Consider the following 14788-nt stretch of genomic DNA (forward strand, 5'->3'; position numbering starts at 1 on the left):
TGTGAAAAGCCGCCGCATATCATCAGGCGGTTTTTTTCTGCAAACTGCCGGAATGAGAACAGACTGGAGACGAATAGATATGAAACAAAGAATCATTGATGAATTAAAACGGATCGAGCAGTCATACGGAGTCAAAATCGTGTATGCCGTCGAGTCAGGAAGCCGCGCATGGGGATTTCCCTCGCAGGATAGTGATTACGACGTCCGCTTTATTTATGTGCCGAAAAAGGAGTGGTATTTTTCAATTGAGCAGGAGCGTGATGTCATTGAGGAACCGATTCACGATTTGCTGGATATCAGCGGCTGGGAGCTGAGAAAAACGCTTCGGCTTTTCAAAAAGTCAAACCCTCCGCTCCTCGAATGGCTGTCCTCAGACATTGTGTATTATGAAGCATTTACGACCGCAGAGCAGTTAAGAAAACTGCGCACGGAGGCATTTAAGCCTGAAGCAAGCGTGTATCACTATATCAATATGGCGAGAAGGAACGTCAAGGATTATCTACAAGGACAAGAGGTCAAAATTAAAAAGTACTTCTACGTTCTTCGGCCTATTTTGGCCTGCCAATGGATTGAAAAGCACGGAACCATACCGCCAATGGACTTTACTGTTTTGATGAATGAACTTGTTGCTGAACCCGAGCTGAAGGCTGAAATGGAAACCTTGCTTGAACGGAAAAGAAGAGGGGAAGAGCTTGACCTCGAAGCAAGAATCGATGTTATTCACCAATTCATTGAAACGGAAATCGAAAGAATCATGGAAGCGGCAAAAGAACTGAAGGCAGAGAAAAAAGATATGACACCTGAGTTGAACCGTTTGCTTTTGAATACGGTTGAAGAAGTGTGGAAGGATGGAGGAAGCTGATGTTTTTTGTCGCTTCCTTTTCTCCTTTATTCGACAGAATCCCCCCCGACTTTCTAACTATCTGATTGTGGCAAACCCACAAAAATAATCAGAATCTTTGTATTTTGAGAATATTGTGAACGTCGGTTTTGTCCATTTACAATAAACTCATACAAATACTTCTTAGATTGCGGGGTGTTGAGGTTGGAAGTGATCACAAGAGATTTTTTCTTATTTTTATCCAAAAGCGGCTTTCTCAATAAAATGGCGAGGAACTGGGGAAGCCGGGTAGCAGCGGGTAAAATTATCGGCGGGAATGACTTTAACAGTTCAATCCCGACCATTCGACAGCTTAACAGCCAAGGTTTGTCAGTTACTGTCGATCATTTAGGCGAGTTTGTGAACAGCGCCGAGGTCGCACGGGAGCGTACGGAAGAGTGCATTCAAACCATTGCGACCATCGCGGATCAGGAGCTGAACTCACACGTTTCTTTAAAAATGACGTCTTTAGGTTTGGATATAGATATGGATTTGGTGTATGAAAATATGACAAAAATCCTTCAGACGGCCGAGAAACATAAAATCATGGTCACCATTGACATGGAGGACGAAGTCAGATGCCAGAAAACGCTTGATATTTTCAAAGATTTCAGAAAGAAATACGAGCATGTGAGCACAGTGCTGCAAGCCTATCTGTACCGGACGGAAAAAGACATTGACGATTTGGATTCTTTAAACCCGTTCCTTCGCCTTGTAAAAGGAGCTTATAAAGAATCAGAAAAAGTAGCTTTCCCGGAGAAAAGCGATGTCGATGAAAATTACAAAAAAATCATCCGAAAGCAGCTCTTAAACGGTCACTATACAGCGATTGCCACACATGACGACAAAATGATCGACTTTACAAAGCAGCTTGCCAAGGAACATGGCATTGCCAATGACAAGTTTGAATTTCAGATGCTGTACGGCATGCGGTCGCAAACCCAGCTCAGCCTCGTAAAAGAAGGTTATAACATGAGAGTCTACCTGCCATACGGCGAGGATTGGTACGGCTACTTTATGAGACGCCTTGCAGAACGTCCGTCAAACATTGCATTTGCTTTCAAAGGAATGACAAAGAAGTAAAAAAGGAGAGATTATCATGACAACACCTTACAAACACGAGCCATTCACAAATTTCCAAGATCAAAACAACGTGGAAGCGTTTAAAAAAGCGCTTGCGACAGTAAGCGAATATTTAGGAAAAGACTATCCGCTTGTCATTAACGGCGAGAGAGTGGAAACGGAAGCGAAAATCGTTTCAATCAACCCGGCTGATAAAGAAGAAGTCGTCGGCCGAGTGTCAAAAGCTTCTCAAGAGCACGCTGAGCAAGCGATTCAAGCGGCTGCAAAAGCATTTGAAGAGTGGAGATACACGTCTCCAGAAGAGAGAGCGGCTGTCCTGTTCCGCGCTGCTGCCAAAGTCCGCAGAAGAAAACATGAATTCTCAGCTTTGCTTGTGAAAGAAGCAGGAAAGCCTTGGAACGAGGCGGATGCCGATACGGCTGAAGCGATTGACTTCATGGAGTATTATGCACGACAAATGATCGAACTGGCAAAAGGAAAACCGGTCAACAGCCGTGAAGGCGAGAAAAACCAATATGTATATACGCCGACTGGAGTGACAGTCGTTATCCCGCCTTGGAACTTCTTGTTTGCGATCATGGCAGGCACAACAGTGGCGCCGATCGTTACTGGAAACACAGTGGTTCTGAAACCTGCGAGTGCTACACCTGTTATTGCAGCAAAATTTGTTGAGGTGCTTGAAGAGTCCGGATTGCCAAAAGGCGTAGTCAACTTTGTTCCGGGAAGCGGAGCGGAAGTAGGCGACTATCTTGTTGACCATCCGAAAACAAGCCTTATCACATTTACGGGATCAAGAGAAGTTGGTACGAGAATTTTCGAACGCGCGGCGAAGGTTCAGCCGGGCCAGCAGCATTTAAAGCGTGTCATCGCTGAAATGGGCGGGAAAGATACGGTTGTTGTTGATGAGGATGCGGACATTGAATTAGCGGCTCAATCAATCTTTACTTCAGCATTCGGCTTTGCGGGACAAAAATGCTCTGCAGGTTCACGTGCAGTAGTTCATGAAAAAGTGTATGATCAAGTATTAGAGCGTGTCATTGAAATTACGGAATCAAAAGTAACAGCTAAACCTGACAGTGCAGATGTTTATATGGGACCTGTCATTGACCAAGGTTCTTATGATAAAATTATGAGCTATATTGAGATCGGAAAACAGGAAGGGCGTTTAGTAAGCGGCGGTACTGGTGATGATTCGAAAGGATACTTCATCAAACCGACGATCTTCGCTGACCTTGATCCGAAAGCAAGACTCATGCAGGAAGAAATTTTCGGACCTGTCGTTGCATTTTGTAAAGTGTCAGACTTTGATGAAGCTTTAGAAGTGGCAAACAATACTGAATATGGTTTGACAGGCGCGGTTATCACAAACAACCGCAAGCACATCGAGCGTGCGAAACAGGAATTCCATGTCGGAAACCTATACTTCAACCGCAACTGTACAGGTGCTATCGTCGGCTACCATCCGTTTGGCGGCTTCAAAATGTCGGGAACGGATTCAAAAGCAGGCGGGCCGGATTACTTGGCTCTGCATATGCAAGCAAAAACAATCAGTGAAATGTTCTAAGCGGGACTAAATGGGCATCCTCCCTGCGGGGGTGTCCATTTCATCCATATACTATAAAAAAGAGGAGGAAGTGCCATAGAAAACACACAGCTGATTATTTCGATTTGTATTTATATGGCGGGAATGCTGCTAATCGGCTACTTTGCTTACAAGCGTACGTCGAATCTGACGGATTACATGCTGGGAGGACGCTCTTTGGGTCCGGCAGTAACTGCTCTCAGTGCCGGCGCTGCCGATATGAGCGGCTGGCTGCTAATGGGGCTTCCGGGCGCCATGTTTTCTACTGGTCTGAGCGGCGCTTGGATCGTCATCGGACTTTGCCTTGGAGCGTGGGCGAACTGGCTTTACGTCGCACCGCGGCTGAGAACCTATACTGAAAAAGCGGGGAATTCCATTACAATTCCCGGATTCCTGGAAAATCGCTTCGGAGATCAAACAAAGCTTCTCAGACTGTTTTCAGGAATTGTCATTTTAGTCTTTTTCACGTTTTATGTATCGTCCGGAATGGTGTCCGGCGGCGTCTTATTCAACAGCATCTTGGGGATGGATTATCACACCGGCCTGTGGATTGTGACGGGTGTTGTTGTGGCATATACCCTGTTTGGCGGCTTTTTGGCAGTCAGCTGGACAGATTTTGTTCAGGGGATCATTATGTTTGCCGCACTCATTCTTGTGCCGATCGTTACGTTTTTCCACACGGGAGGAGCAGGTGATACAGTTGCTGAAATCCGCTCTGTAGATCCTGATATGTTTAATATTTTCAAAGGAACGAGCGTCCTTGGCATTATTTCTTTGTTTGCCTGGGGGCTGGGATACTTTGGCCAGCCGCATATTATTGTGCGTTTTATGGCGATCACGTCTGTCAAAGAGATCAAAAGAGCGCGCAGAATCGGGATGGGCTGGATGATTTTGTCTGCAGTAGGCGCAGTGCTGACCGGTTTGGGCGGAATCGCTTATTACCATCAGCGCGGCATGACACTGAAGGACCCAGAGACGATTTTTATTCAATTAGGGAATATCTTGTTTCATCCGATTATCACGGGTTTTCTGATTTCAGCGATTTTGGCTGCGATTATGAGTACCATTTCTTCTCAGCTGCTTGTGACATCAAGCTCTCTGGTAGAAGATTTGTATAAGTCGATGTTCAGACGCTCAGCTTCAGATAAAGAGCTGGTGTTTTTAGGCCGTCTGGCTGTTCTGGCTGTTTCAATTGTCGCGTTGGTTCTGGCTTGGGAGAAAAATAACACTATCCTTGGATTGGTCAGCTACGCGTGGGCGGGCTTCGGTGCATCATTCGGGCCGGTTGTACTGCTCAGTCTGTTTTGGAAACGAATGACCAAATGGGGGGCACTCGCCGGCATGATTGTGGGAGCAGCGACTGTAATCATTTGGGCGAATGCCGGTCTTTCGGACTTTCTGTATGAAATGATACCTGGTTTTGCTGCGAGTCTATTATCTGTGTTTTTTGTCAGCATATTGTCGCAGGCTCCGTCACAAGCTGTCACAGACCAGTTCAACGACTACCAAGATACAATGTCACAATAAAGATCGAAAGGAGGAGGAAGGGGCTGTCCCTTTTTCCTCTTTTCTCCTTTTAAGCGGCCATTTTTTTCTTTTGGAAACAAACGTATTTTTTTCTATACAAAAAGACCCCGTATGGATATGATTAAAGTAAAAAAAGTATAGGAGAAAAAGGTATGGAAGAGCTTTTAGAGAGAGTTTTTTCATTTTCAGATGTTGATAAACTGATTGATTTTATTAGCTATGAGCTGCAAAAGCCAGTGATACTGGAAAGCGCGGATTTCTTTTTGTTAGCCTATAATTCTTACTATATTAACCATTTTGATTCTGCCAACCAGCAGACTATTTTTTCGAAAAAGTGTCCGGTCCAGATTTTTGAGAGGTTTCTGAAGGACGGAATTATTGAAAAATTGAAAACAGAGCCTGAGCCTTTTCGCGTCAATAAAATTGAAAGCATTGGGTTAAACCAGAGGGTGGTCGTGAGTGCAAAGCACAAAGGGGAAGTCATGGGCTACATCTGGATTCAGGAGCTGGACCAAAATCTGACGGATGAAGAGCTCGACTTTTTGTACGAGACCTCCTTCCATGTCGGGAAAATCATTTATAAAACGAATAAATTGAAACAGGAAAAGGAAGAAAAAGCAGAGGATCTCATCAAACGGGCGATCTATCAGCAATTTACCTCTGAGAAGGAACTCAGACGGGAAGCTGAAAGGATCAACACCGTGCTGCCTTCCATGTTTTCAGTTGTTATCCTGCACGCCGCAAATGGGGATGGGGAAGCGGTAGAGGATTTAAAGGAAAATATCAGGTCGTACCTGAATTTACGGGATAAGGTCAGTCATGTCTTAACGATCGAATCAAATATTGTCATCGTCGTAGCGAGTTTTTCCCAAAAAAGCTCCGTCTCCTCAGCAGCTTCTGAGTTTATTAACAAGCTGTTAACACATTTTCACTTTCAGAAAATACCTACCCCTATTTATATCGGTATCGGAAACGAATATAATCACCTATTAAAACTTGGCAAGAGCTACACAGAAGCACTTGAAGTCATCAAAGCCGCAGAAATCACCGGCAATCAGGAAAACATTCCATATGAATATGCCAAACTCGGCATTTACCGCTATTTAGAAAGCATCGAACAGAAAAATGAATTTTTAGAATACGAGAATAAAGATTTAGCTTTATTAAAAGCGAAAGACGAAGAAAGCAGCACTGAGCTGCTCAAAACCTTGGAAATCTATCTCCTCAACAACTGCAAAACAAAACCAGCGGCAGAACAGCTGTTTATTCACCAAAATACATTGAATTACCGCATCAAACAGATTACTGAGATGACGTCGATCGATTTAAGCGATTTCAGAACGCGGTGCCAGCTCTATCTCGATTTGATGCTGATGAAAAAGAAATAAAAAAGAAACCAGTACTTGTACTGGTTTCGTCTTCACTTAAAATCCTCTGTAAACATACGGATCATCAGGTTTTTTAATGGTATTCCAGTCAGTTACTTTGACGACAGGGAGAGTTGACTTGAATGGCTGGTAATATTCTGAGGCCAGAGTGCCCTTAATGTGAATCCATTCATCATCCTTGATGTCCATGTCCTTCGGAAATTCCACAAGCATCCCGTACACGCCGGAATCAGCGATACAGTGAATGATGCCAAACCTTAATACGAACAACTGATTTTTGTTAATTGCGTTTCCTTTGTAAGCAAATCCATGAAATTCTATCGTCCGTCCGAGAAATTCACCCGGATAGTTATAGATGGTTTCCATTCCTTTTAGGAAATCGTCATCGGTCAGAGAAATCTCTTTTTTGCTGGAATACTTATTAAACAGCTGTTTCATTTGTTTGTCATAGCTGTCTTGCGCGTAATAAAGGCTGGCATCAGGCCGCAAATACTGTGTTTGGGAGTAGTGATCTCCGCTCTCCATCGCCTTAAACGAGAACCCTTTTGTTTTGACTATGGATGAGTCAAGCGTTGCAATCGGGAAGAAGATGCCTGACACCAAAGGAAAAAGAAAAACAACATAAATCAAATAACGCTGATAAAATGGCTTGTTTTGTTCATGGTCATGCTCGTGATCATGGCCGCACCCGCAATCATGGTCATGGTGATGCCCGCTTTTTTCAGGCGACTTGATAAATAGATATGCTTGGACGGCGGTCAGAATGGCCAGCAGGAAGATCGCAATAAAGGAAAGATAGGCATATTTCATATTGATATATTTTGTTAGATTTCCTGAGGCATGCAGATGATAAAAGAAAAACGTAAATCCCATCAGCACCAATAGACGAAACATCCAATCACCCCTTTACCAGTAGTGATCCCGCTAAAACAATCACGACAATGTATGTAATCAGCAGGAAAACAAATCGTTTTTTGAAGGCCGCAAGCATCATCAATACATTCTTAATATCCACCATTGCGCCAAAGACGAGAAAGGCGATTAACGATCCTAATGAAAATGTGCTGCTGAAGGAAGACGCGATGAACGCATCAACTTCTGAACAAAGCGACAGGACAAACGCCAGACCCATCATCACGAGGGAAGAGGATACATCATTCTGCCCGATCGCAAGCAGAGTGGATGTTTTGACATACGTCTGCATAGCGGCTGCGATAAAGGCGCCGATGATTAAATATTTCCCCACGGAGAAAAATTCATCAATGGCATGCCGCAAGGTCCCGCCCAGTTTTTGGAGCAAGGTGCCGTGATGATGATGGTGGTGCCCGGGTTCATCAGGCTTTAAAAGCTGGTTATCCTTAAATTGATAGGATAAAATGACCCCGATGATCAGCGAAACGGCGAGAGCCAGTCCGCCTCTGTAAAAGACCACGCACCATCTATTCCCGAACGCAATATAAGTAGAAAATAAAACAATAGGATTAATGATAGGCGCGGTCAGCATGAAAGCAACGCCCGCATGCAGAGGAACTCCCTTTAACAGAAGCCGCCTCGTAATCGGGATGATGCCGCATTCGCAGGCGGGAAATAAAACGCCGGCCAGCGCACCGAATAAAACGGCGAGAAAACGGTTTTTCGGCATGATTCTTGCAATCATTTCTTCAGAAACAAACATTTGAATGATTCCGGAAAGTATGACGCCAATCAGAATAAACGGAATGGCTTCTATTAAAATGCTGATAAAAATAGAATTCAGCTGAAGAAAAGATGATTGTGCTGTCACAATAAAACCTCCGCTCATGTTAAGCTGCCTTTCTTATGATACCAGAAAAAAAGGCACTGCTTGTTTGACGGAGGAAGGGAAAGGATCGTTTCACTTTGGTTAGGATTCCAAAAAACCGAGTAGGATACTGTCTGTTTCTGCAGCTTCTTTTCCGAGCCAAATCAGGTGTCCCCACGAGTGAAGCAAACAGAGAACAGCGCCACGAATGTGCTCTTTTGCATGATGTGCATGTGACAAGTCAACCAATCCATCATAAACACTTTGCATAATCAGCACGGGACATATGATGGCTTGCAGGTCTTTTAAAGAGACAGCGGCGGTTTGTGACAAGTCAATCAGAAATCCTTCACCCGAGCGCTGCCGGCTGTTCATTTTCCGAAATGCTTCTATGTCTTTTTCATTCATCAAGGACTTGATTCGCTGAAACGGAAGCGTGCTGAATTGGGGGCTCATAGCTCGAAACATCAAACGCGGGAAAGCGTTATTCAAGGAAGAAATCAGCTTCCATATCCACTTTTCCACCGGCGGGCGGAAGAGAATTCTCCCCAATTTATATTCAGTGTCTTTTGGGGTGAGCCACTCTTTGGTGACCGCGGATTGCAGGGTCAATGTATTTACTCTTTCCGGATAATGTGAGGCAAAGCATATGCCGCTCGGCCCTCCTGCTGAGATGGCGATCACATGGACACTGTCGATTTGTAAATGATCTAATAATTTCACATAGAAACGGCAGGCGTTGGCAAGACTTTTTCCAATTTCTTTTGACGTTCGTCCATAGCCGGGCCTTGAAGGCGTAATGATGGAATACCCTTGCTCAATCAACGCTGTGTATCCGAATTCCTCGTAACAATTTGAATGCCCGCCATGCATGACAAGGATGGGGGCACCCTTTCCAGCCACTGAATATTCTAGTGTATGTCCTTCGAAGGTGATCGTTTCGACTCGTCTTTTCATCTGTTACTCCCATTTGTTTTTTTGCCTATTATAGGGTTTTCAACAATTGATCACAAGGTGAAGAAATGAATAAACAAAGGCCCTTGAATATGATATACTTTGTATTGATATTCATTCTCAATTAAAATTTTGATATAGATGTGAACGGGAGGCAGGACGGATGGCTGAGAATCAAGAGGTATATGACGTTACGATTATAGGCGGGGGGCCGATTGGGCTGTTTACTGCTTTTTACTGCGGGATGCGGGAGCTGAAAACAAAGGTAATCGAATTTTTGCCGAAGCTCGGAGGGAAGGTGTCTTTATTCTTTCCTGAGAAAATCATTCGCGATATCGGCGGCATACCGGGGATTGCGGGAAAGCAGCTGATCGAGCAGCTGAAGGAGCAGGCGGCAACGTTTGATCCTGATATCGTATTGAATCAGCGTGTGACCGGGTTTGAACGCCTAGATGAAGGCACCATTGTTCTGACGGGTTCTGAAGGGGAAAAGCACTATACAAGAACTGTGATTTTGGCTTGCGGCATGGGTACACTTGAGGTCAATGAGTTTGACAGCGAGGATGCGGCCCGATATGCGGGCAAAAATCTTCATTACGGAGTGGAAAAGCTCGATGCGTTTAAAGATAAGCGCGTGGTGATATCAGGCGGCGGAGATACTGCGGTCGATTGGGCTAATGAGCTTGAACCGATTGCGGCGTCTGTGACTGTCGTTCATCGGCGTGAGGAATTCGGCGGAATGGAAAGCAGCGTGACGAAAATGAAGCAATCATCGGTGCGGGTGCTTACGCCTTATCGGCTGGAGCAGTTGAACGGAGATGAAGAGCGCATCAAAAGCGTGACCGTTTGTCATACTGAGTCTGGCCAGAGGAAAGACATAGAAATTGATGAGCTGATCATTAATCATGGCTTCAAAATTGATCTAGGGCCGATGATGGAGTGGGGGCTGGAGATTGAAGAAGGCAGGGTGAAAGCTGACAGACATATGCGGACGAATCTTCCGGGCGTGTTTGTGGCGGGCGACGCGGCTTTTTATGAAAGCAAGCTGAGATTAATTGCCGGCGGCTTTACGGAAGGCCCGACAGCAGTCAACAGCGCTAAGGCTTATTTGGATCCTAAGGCCGAGAATATGGCGATGTATTCCACCCATCATAAAAAATTGGTACATAAATAAAACAGCCCTTGGGGGAAAGGGCTGCCAGCCATCAGCTGTGAAGGAGCTTTTTCTGCGTCTGTTGATTCTGAATGAAAGCTAGCAATTCATCCTGTTCTTGTACAGCTGTGAATCCATAAGCTTCGGCAGCTGAGTCATCGCCTATACAGACGATAGGGGGCCGGCTTGCTGACAATTCCGGCGAAATGCCAATTTGTTCGCCACCATTGATCAATTGCTGAACGGACAGCTTGTTCGGGCAAATGACCATGTGCAGCGGGGATTCACTGATGGTACGCTGAATCATGTGGGTGAACCGGTCATCTATGACGTTTTCATGAGTGATATAAAACGAACAGGATTCATGCTTTTGCATGTTTTCCACTGCATGGCGGCTCCCGACAACAAGACGTTTCTCTGAATCAGGCTGAATGGCGGTGACAAGAAAGCCCCGTTTCTCAAGCTCTGTCTTTGCTTGCTCAGATGCTGCACTCAGTTTGGCTGTCAGCTGGCGGATGTCGATTTTCTGAGAAGCCAGTGCTCTGAAAAATTCACAAACCGCCCGGCGCGATGTGAAAAAAACGTCTTCAAAGGTGCCAATCTTTCGAAGAATTTCTTCATTGACAGGCATGTTTTCGGTCCGCCATTTCGGCCACTCGATGAGATCGGCGCCGGAATCGCGCAGCTTGTCTGCAAGCGGGTCTTCATCTTCGCCATGAGTCACAACCATCAAATGCCGTCCGATGAGCGGTTTGCTTTCAAACCAGCTGTGTGTTTGAAAGTTGACGATGTCTCCGATGACGATAATCGCAGGGTTTGTAATCTGGTGTTCCTGCACTTTTTGCTGAATGTTCTCAAGTGTTCCTTTCACACTCCGCTGGCGGCCCCACGTTCCCCATTGGATGACAATGACAGGGACAGAAGGCGATTTCCCGTATGAAATAAGCTGCTGGCAAATATAAGACAAGTTCTTGACACCCATGTAAAAAACAAGGGTTTGAACGCTTCGGGCCAGCCCTTCCCAGTCAAGGTTCGGCGTGCCTTTTAATGATTTATCATGCGCTGTAATCATGGCAAAAGACGATGCAAAATCCCGATGCGTGACGGGGATGCCCGCATATAGCGGCGCTGCAATTCCAGAGGTGATTCCCGGCACCATTTCATAGCGAATGCCGTGCTCATGAAGAGCATCTGCTTCCTCGCCGACTCTGCCGAATACGCTCGGATCTCCGCCCTTCAAGCGAACGACGGTTAACCCATTTAATGCTTTTTCAACCAGCAGGGCGTTAATTTCTTTTTGTTTCATAAAATGGCGGTTTGGCAGTTTTCCGCAATAAATAAACTGGCAGTCCGGTGATGCAAATTCGAGCAGCTTCGGGTTGGCGAGCCGGTCATATAAAATCACATCTGCTTCCTCGAGCGCCTGTTTTCCTTTGATGGTGAGCAGGCCTGGGTCGCCGGGTCCGGCTCCCACGAAATATACGATTCCGTTCTTCATGATCATGTCATCCTTCCGTCACTGTAAAAAATGAAGGACCACTAGAAAAGTGATCCGGTCTTTTGATCAATATACGAGATAAACATGTTCTCCTTCGATCAGCGTTTCATATGTTTTGACGCATCCGTGGTCAGGTTCTTGGACGATTCCGTCTTCTAAGGAAATTTTCCAGTCGTGCATCGGGCAGAAAACATATTGGCCGCTGACGATGCCTTCTGCCAGGACGCCGCCTTTATGCGGACAGCGGTTTTCGATGGCGCGGATGCTTCCGTCTGAAAGCTTGAAAACCGCGAGCTCCTTATCTTCAATATACACTGTTTTGCCTAATTGTTCAGGCAATTCTTCAATTTTTCCGATACATACTTTTGTTACGTCTTTGTTTACCATGTCCATTCCTCCTCAATGATAGTTTTTGTCATTATGATGTGGTCACGACATTTTCAAATAATTCTTTAGAGGTTTGTTTATCCTCTAAAAAGTCTTTCCACGGATCCTTGTGGACAGAGAGTGTTTCATTCATTCGGCCGTTCAGCTCCTGCCGCTTTTCCGGATCGTTTAACACGGATTGGACATGGGATAAACCGACGCGCTCAAGCCATGCGGACGTACGCTCCAGATAGTTTGCGGTTTCCCTGTAATATTGCAGGTAAGCGCCCGCGTATTCTAAGACTTCTTCATTTGTTTTCACCTTCATCAGCAAATCGCCGGCACGCAAATGGGTTCCGCCGTTTCCGCCGACATAAAGCTCCCAGCCTCCGTCGATGCCGACAACGCCAAGGTCCTTAATGCCGGATTCCGCACAGTTTCGCGGGCAGGCAGACACGGCCATTTTGACTTTGTGAGGCGTGTTCAGCCCTTCGAATTTTTTCTCAAGCGCAATGCCCAGTGCCATGGAGTCTTGTGTGCCGAAGCGGCAGAATTGCTCGCCTACACATGTTTTCACTGTGCGGAGCGTTTTTCCGTACGCGTAGCCCGATGGCATATCAAGATCTTCCCATACCTTCGGAAGGTCTTCTTTTTTCACGCCGATAAGATCAATTCGCTGGCCGCCTGTCATTTTCACGAGCGGGATCTCATATTTGTCAACGACATCGGCTATCTTGCGCAAATCTGTGGAGTTGGTCACGCCGCCGTACATCCGAGGAACGACTGAGTATGTTCCGTCTTTTTGAATATTGGCGTGCATTCGTTCATTAACAAAGCGGGATGTTCGGTCATCCTCGTATTTGGTTGGATTGATCATGCCTAAGTAGTAGTTCAGAGCGGGTCGGCATTTAGAACAGCCTTCTGGCGTTTTCCAGCCGAGCACATTCATGACTTCTCTTGTATGTGACAGCCCTTTGGCTTTGATTTCTTCTACGACTTCATCTCTCGACAATGTGGTGCAGCCGCAAATGGCTTCTTTTTGCGCTGACGCATCAAAGTCTGATCCGAGCGTATGCTGGAGGATTTCTTCTACGAGCGGCTTACAGCCTCCGCATGAGCGGGATGCGCCGGTGCATGCTTTGATTTCGTCCGTTGACGAGCAGCCCTTTTCCTGTATGGCTTGAATAATCGCACCTTTTGACACGCCGTTACAGCCGCAGATGATTTCATCGTCGCTCATCGCTGCGGTTATGCTTGTGCCTGCTTCCTGGCTGAGGGGCTGTAAGATTGATATTTTAGAGGTTTCAGAGATATCGGCTTCTTTTTGAATCATAGAAAACAGGCGATTGCCTTCGCTGCTGTCGCCGAATAAAACAGCACCGACAATTTGATTGCCTCTCAGGACTATTTTTTTATAGATGCCGTCCTGCTCATCGAAGACTTTAATCGCTTTTTTCTCCTCTGATTCGTTAAAGTCACCGGCAGAGAAGACCTCGACGCCTGATACCTTTAACTGTGTGGAGAGAACGGAGCCCTCATACGGTTTTGTTTCGATGCCGCACATATGCTTTGCCAGCACTTTTGCCTGTTCATATAGCGGCGCCACAAGCCCGTAGGCGATTCCTCGGTGCTCGGCACATTCGCCGACCGCGTAAATGTGCGGGATTTCAGTCTGCATATAATCGTTGACGATGATGCCGCGGTTAACCGGAATGCCGCTCTCGGCCCCGAGCGTTGTATTTGGGCGGATGCCGACAGCCATGACGACTAAATCAGCTTCAATGCTTGTGCCATCCTTGAATCGGAGGCCTTCGACACGGTCGTCACCGACAATTTCTTCTGTTTGCTTTTCAAGTAAAAAGGTCATACCTTGTTTTTCTAACTCGTTTTGCAGCAGGCGTCCTGCCGTTGCATCAAGCTGGCGCTCCATCAGGAATGGGGCAAGGTGGATGACGGACACATCCATGCCAAGATTCAGCAGTCCGCGAGCTGCTTCCAAACCAAGAAGTCCTCCGCCGATGACGGCAGCTTTTTTATATTGTTTTGACGCGGCGAGCATTGTGTCTGTATCTTTTATGTCCCGGAAAGCTGTGACGCCTTTTTTGTCTGCGCCCGGAATCGGAAGGATAAAAGGGACCGAGCCTGTCGCCAGGATCAATTCATCGTAAGGCTGGATTCTGTCTGCATCTGTGATGACTGTTTTGTTTTCCGTGTCCACTTTGATGACTGTTTCATTTGTATACAATTGAATGTTGTTTTCTTCGTACCAGTCCCAATCGTTTAACGTAATATCTTTAATATCTGTATCGCCTTGAAGCACTTTTGACAAAAGGATTCGGTTGTAATTGGGATGCGGTTCGGCACCGAAAATTGTGATCTGAAACTCGTCTTTAGCAACACTCAGTATCTCTTCAATGGCCCTTACCCCGGCCATTCCATTACCAACAAGAACTAGCTGTTTTTTTCCCATCAGATGATCCGCTCCTTATCAATGTTTTTTCCAGCGTAGCACAGCAAAAAGGAATATTTAAGATACATGTTATAAAATGTAACAAAATATACGAAAAGTTCTAAAAA

Annotated in this window: 12 protein-coding genes; 6 read left to right on the top strand and 6 right to left on the bottom strand. The window is 45.8% G+C overall.

Features of this window, described 5'->3' with window-relative positions; translation table 11 throughout:
- Nucleotides 1-79 precede the first annotated feature (79 nt).
- From MKX71_RS01820 to putR, 5 genes are all read left to right on the top strand, one after another.
- Nucleotides 80-862: a nucleotidyltransferase domain-containing protein gene (locus MKX71_RS01820; protein ID WP_031315677.1), complete on the top strand. Its 783-nt coding sequence runs from the start codon at nucleotides 80-82 to the stop codon at nucleotides 860-862.
- 189 nt (nucleotides 863-1051) lie between these two features.
- Nucleotides 1052-1963 (top strand): proline dehydrogenase PutB, encoded by a 912-nt coding sequence (putB, locus tag MKX71_RS01825; RefSeq protein WP_003246421.1) that lies wholly within the window; start codon nucleotides 1052-1054, stop codon nucleotides 1961-1963.
- A gap of 16 nt (nucleotides 1964-1979) precedes the next feature.
- Nucleotides 1980-3527: an L-glutamate gamma-semialdehyde dehydrogenase gene (gene pruA, locus MKX71_RS01830; RefSeq protein ID WP_003234655.1), complete on the top strand. Its 1548-nt coding sequence runs from the start codon at nucleotides 1980-1982 to the stop codon at nucleotides 3525-3527.
- A 123-nt stretch (nucleotides 3528-3650) separates the two neighbouring features.
- A complete protein-coding gene (putP, locus tag MKX71_RS01835) occupies nucleotides 3651-5072 on the top strand; it encodes a sodium/proline symporter PutP (RefSeq protein WP_339231673.1) in 1422 nt (473 codons plus the stop codon).
- A 152-nt stretch (nucleotides 5073-5224) separates the two neighbouring features.
- Nucleotides 5225-6460: a proline utilization transcriptional regulator PutR gene (gene putR / locus MKX71_RS01840; RefSeq protein ID WP_003234651.1), complete on the top strand. Its 1236-nt coding sequence runs from the start codon at nucleotides 5225-5227 to the stop codon at nucleotides 6458-6460.
- 36 nt (nucleotides 6461-6496) lie between these two features.
- Here the strand turns inward: putR and MKX71_RS01845 are convergent, their stop codons facing one another.
- The 3 genes from MKX71_RS01845 to MKX71_RS01855 form a co-directional block, all read right to left on the bottom strand.
- Nucleotides 6497-7354, bottom strand: a complete 858-nt coding sequence (locus tag MKX71_RS01845; protein WP_003234649.1) for a TIGR03943 family protein — start codon at nucleotides 7352-7354, stop codon at nucleotides 6497-6499.
- 4 nt (nucleotides 7355-7358) lie between these two features.
- Nucleotides 7359-8243: a permease gene (locus tag MKX71_RS01850; protein WP_339231675.1), complete on the bottom strand. Its 885-nt coding sequence runs from the start codon at nucleotides 8241-8243 to the stop codon at nucleotides 7359-7361.
- 99 nt (nucleotides 8244-8342) lie between these two features.
- A complete protein-coding gene (locus MKX71_RS01855) occupies nucleotides 8343-9197 on the bottom strand; it encodes an alpha/beta hydrolase (RefSeq protein ID WP_015715216.1) in 855 nt (284 codons plus the stop codon).
- Between the two features lie 160 nt (nucleotides 9198-9357).
- On the opposite strand from MKX71_RS01855, the gene ffoR reads away from it, so the two are divergent.
- Entirely contained in the window at nucleotides 9358-10368 is a 1011-nt protein-coding gene (gene ffoR, locus MKX71_RS01860; RefSeq protein ID WP_163136475.1) for a ferredoxin--NADP(+) reductase, read from the top strand.
- 31 nt (nucleotides 10369-10399) lie between these two features.
- On the opposite strand, the gene cobA is transcribed toward ffoR, so the two are convergent.
- From cobA to nasD, 3 genes are read right to left on the bottom strand one after another with little or no spacing between them, the layout of a single operon-like run.
- Nucleotides 10400-11851 (bottom strand): uroporphyrinogen-III C-methyltransferase, encoded by a 1452-nt coding sequence (gene cobA, locus MKX71_RS01865; RefSeq protein ID WP_074794510.1) that lies wholly within the window; start codon nucleotides 11849-11851, stop codon nucleotides 10400-10402.
- Between the two features lie 60 nt (nucleotides 11852-11911).
- Complete coding sequence (nirD, locus tag MKX71_RS01870) at nucleotides 11912-12232, bottom strand: nitrite reductase small subunit NirD (protein WP_003246252.1); 321 nt, start codon at nucleotides 12230-12232, stop codon at nucleotides 11912-11914.
- A gap of 31 nt (nucleotides 12233-12263) precedes the next feature.
- Nucleotides 12264-14681 (bottom strand): NADPH-nitrite reductase, encoded by a 2418-nt coding sequence (gene nasD, locus MKX71_RS01875; RefSeq protein ID WP_003234637.1) that lies wholly within the window; start codon nucleotides 14679-14681, stop codon nucleotides 12264-12266.
- Between the last annotated feature and the right edge of the window lie 107 nt (nucleotides 14682-14788).

This window comes from Bacillus sp. FSL M8-0071, from assembly GCF_037975455.1.
Classification (GTDB): domain Bacteria; phylum Bacillota; class Bacilli; order Bacillales; family Bacillaceae; genus Bacillus; species Bacillus subtilis.